Origin of the sequence: Methylobacterium sp. WL18 (assembly GCF_008040015.1) — a bacterium.
GTDB lineage: Bacteria > Pseudomonadota > Alphaproteobacteria > Rhizobiales > Beijerinckiaceae > Methylobacterium > Methylobacterium mesophilicum.
On sequence record NZ_VRVD01000504.1, the window covers coordinates 1 to 3449 of the forward strand.

Here is a 3449-nt window from a genome sequence, read left to right on the forward strand (position 1 = left end):
TCCGCGCACCGCGACGGCCCCGCCGCCTCCGGCCAGCCCCACGTGCCGGTGCTGCTCGCCGAAGTCGTCGAGTCGCTCAAGCTCGACGGCGGCGTCGCCGTCGACGGCACCTTCGGAGCCGGCGGCTACACCCGCGCTCTGCTGGCAACCGATCCGACGCTTAAGGTGATCGGCATCGACCGCGACCCGCGGGCGATCGCCGGCGGGCAGGCCCTGGTCTGCGAGGCCGGCGGGCGCCTGCGCCTCGTCCCGGGCCGGTTCGGCGACCTCGACGCGCTGCTTACCGAGGCCGGCGAAGGCCAGGTCGCCGGCATCGTGCTCGATATCGGCGTCTCGTCGATGCAGCTCGACACCCCGGAGCGGGGCTTCTCGTTCCGCAGCGACGGGCCCCTCGACATGCGCATGGGCGGCGACGGCCCCAGCGCTGCGGACCTCGTGAACGAGGCCGACGAGACCGTGCTGGCCGACATCATCTATCATTACGGCGAGGAGCGGCGCTCGCGGGCCGTGGCCCGGACCATCCACGAGGCCCGCCGCCGCGGCCGGATCGAGACCACCGCCCAGCTCGCCGAGTTGGTCGCCGGCGTGGTCTGGGTCGAGCCCGGCAGCCACATCCATCCCGCGACCCGGACCTTCCAGGGCCTGCGGATCGCCGTGAACGACGAGCTCGGCGAGCTGGTCCGCGCGCTCCACGCAGCCGAGCGGGTCCTGGCCCCGGGCGGACGGCTCGCCGTGGTGACGTTCCATTCGCTGGAAGACCGGATCGTCAAGCAGTTCTTCGCCGCCCGCAGCGGTCGCGCCGCCCAGGGCTCGCGCCACCTGCCGGGCGGCCAAGCCGAGACGATCCGCAGCTTCCGCCTCGTCACCAAGGGTCCGGTCCTGCCGGGCGAGGCCGAGATCGCCCGCAACCCGCGCGCCCGCTCGGCCAAGCTGCGGGCCGCGGAGCGCACCGAATCCGACCTGCCCGAACCGCTCGCGGCGCTCCACGCGCTCGCGAGCCTGCCAGACACCGCCCGCGGGGGCCATCGCCGATGATCCGCCTGCTGAACCTCCTGGCGGTCGCCGGCCTCGTGGCCTCGGCGATCTACGCCTACTCGATCAAGTACGACACGCTTTACCAGGGCGGTCAGGTCTCGAAGCTGCAGACCGCCCTGCACAAGGAGCGGCAGGCGATCGCGGTGCTGCGCGCCGAGTGGCAGCTCCTGACCCGGCCGGACCGGCTGCAGGCGGCGGTGGACAAGCACCTCGCGCTGGAGCCGATCGGCACTAGCCACCTGGCCCGCCTGTCGGACCTGCCCGCCCGCCCCGAGCGCGGCGACGAGATCGGCCGGCTGCTCGCCGCAACCGCGACTCCCAAGGACAAGGGCGGGATCGAGCCGCGCACCACCGGCTCGATCACCCGCACCGTCACCACGACCCGCACCCCGAATACCGCTTCGAGGTAATCATCCGTGTCCGAAGACGCCGACCAGATCAGAGACGCGGCAGCCGAGGCGCAGATCTCGGAACACCCTGTCCCGGAGCCCGACGCACCGGCGCACGATGCGCCGCACTTCGCCGTGTCGGAGCAGGATGCGGCGGCGCTCGAGGCCGCCGCCCGGGCGCTGCACCCGGACATGCGTGCCGCCCGCGCCAAGGCGTTCGTGCGGAGCATGTTCCGGCTCGCCATCGAGCGCTCGCACATGCGCGTCGCCCTGGTCGGGCTGGTGTTCGTCGCGGTGTTCGGGACGATCTCGGCCAAGCTGCTGATGATGGCGGTGTTCGGCGATCCGCCCAGCCAGGAGCACCGGGTCGCGGCCGCATCCTCGACGGCGTTCCGGCCCGACATCGTCGACCGCAACGGCGAGATCCTGGCCACCGACATCCGCACCGTCTCGGTCTTCGCCGAGCCCGGCAACATCTACGACAAGGACGAGGCGGTGGAGCTGCTCACCGCGGTCCTGCCGGAACTCAATGCCTCCGAGCTGCGCGCCAAGCTGTCCTCGCGCAAGGACAAGAAGGGCGCGGGCTTCGTCTGGGTGAAGCGCGAGCTGACGCCCAAGCAACAGGCCGAGGTCCACCGGCTCGGCATCCCGGGCATCGGCTTCCTGCCGGACCACAAGCGGGTCTACCCGAACGGCGTCGCCGCCGCCCACATCCTGGGCGCGACCAACCTCGACGGCGTCGGCATCGCCGGCATGGAGAAGTACATCGACTCGACCGGCCTCCAGGCGCTCAACAGCTTCGGGCTGGTCAGCAAGCAGGCAGACCTGAAGCCGGTGCAGCTCTCCATCGATCTGCGCGCCCAGTTCGCCGTGCGCGACGAGCTGGCCTGGGGCATCGACCACTTCAAGGCCAAGGCCGGCGCCTCGATGATCCTCGACGTCAAGACCGGTGAGGTCATCGCCCTGGTCTCGATGCCGGACTTCGATCCGAACGACCCGAAGGACGCGCTCTCGCCCGACCGGATCAACCGCATGAATGTCGGCGTCTACGAGATGGGCTCGACCTTCAAGGCGATGACGCTGGCCATGGCGCTGGATTCCGGCAAGTACAACGTCAACTCGACCTTCGACACCCGCGGCGGCGTGCTGAACTGGGGCCGGCAGAAGATCCACGAGTATCACGGCACCAACCGGGTCATCACCATGCCGGAAGTGTTCACGCACTCGTCGAACATCGGCTCGGCCAAGATGGCGCTCGGCGTCGGCGTGCCCGGCCACAAGGCCTTCCTGAAGAAGATGGGTCTGCTCGACCGGCTGCGCACGGAGCTGCCCGAGAGCGCGGCCCCGATCGTCCCGTCGCGCTGGACCGAGATCAACACCATCACGATCGCGTTCGGCCACGGCATCGCGGTGGCGCCGATCCAGGCCGCGGCCGCTGTGGCGGCCATCGCCAACGGCGGCGACCTGATCACCCCGACCTTCCTGAAGGCGGCGCCCGACGACAAGGCCCGCGCCACGCACGTCCTCTCCGGTCAGACCTCCGAGGCGATGCGCTACATCATGCGCCTCAACGCGGCGGAGGGCTCTGCCAAGAAGGCGGCGGTCCCGTACTATTTCGTGGGCGGCAAGACCGGCACGGCCGAGAAGGTGATCGGCGGGCGCTACATCCACAACCGCCTGTTCACCACCTTCATGGCGGCGGCGCCGATGAACGACCCGAAGTACCTGTTCATCACCATCATGGACGAGCCGCAGGGCCTTCCGGAATCGGGCGGCTACGCCACGGCTGCGTGGAACTCGGGCGTCGTCACCGGCAAGGTGATCGAGCGGGTCGCCCCGATCCTGGGCCTGCCGCCGCAATTCGAGCCGCCGGTGCGACCGTTCCCCCAGATGGTCAAGCTCAACGCCTACCACGTCAACCAGTTGGGCGGCCCGTGAACGCGCGCCTCGCCGAGCTCTTCCCGGAGGCCGCCGGCCCGGCCGCCGACCTGACCGTGTCGGCGTTGACCGCCGACAGCCGGCAGG

At 70.6% G+C, this 3449-nt stretch carries 3 protein-coding genes; all 3 read left to right on the forward strand.

The window, feature by feature from the left end; translation table 11 throughout:
• Positions 1–42 precede the first annotated feature (42 nt).
• The 3 genes from rsmH to FV228_RS23895 are packed head-to-tail and all read left to right on the forward strand — an operon-like array spanning position 43 to position 3362.
• Positions 43–1035: a 16S rRNA (cytosine(1402)-N(4))-methyltransferase RsmH gene (gene rsmH, locus FV228_RS23885; RefSeq protein ID WP_246694012.1), complete on the forward strand. Its 993-nt coding sequence runs from the start codon at positions 43–45 to the stop codon at positions 1033–1035.
• Positions 1032–1445 carry a hypothetical protein gene (locus FV228_RS23890; protein WP_147856841.1) on the forward strand — a complete coding sequence of 138 codons (414 nt, stop codon included), beginning with the start codon at positions 1032–1034 and terminating at the stop codon, positions 1443–1445. The genes rsmH and FV228_RS23890 overlap by 4 nt, the downstream gene beginning before the upstream one ends.
• A 6-nt stretch (positions 1446–1451) precedes the next feature.
• Positions 1452–3362 (forward strand): penicillin-binding protein 2, encoded by a 1911-nt coding sequence (locus FV228_RS23895; protein ID WP_147856842.1) that lies wholly within the window; start codon positions 1452–1454, stop codon positions 3360–3362.
• Positions 3363–3449 lie beyond the last annotated feature (87 nt).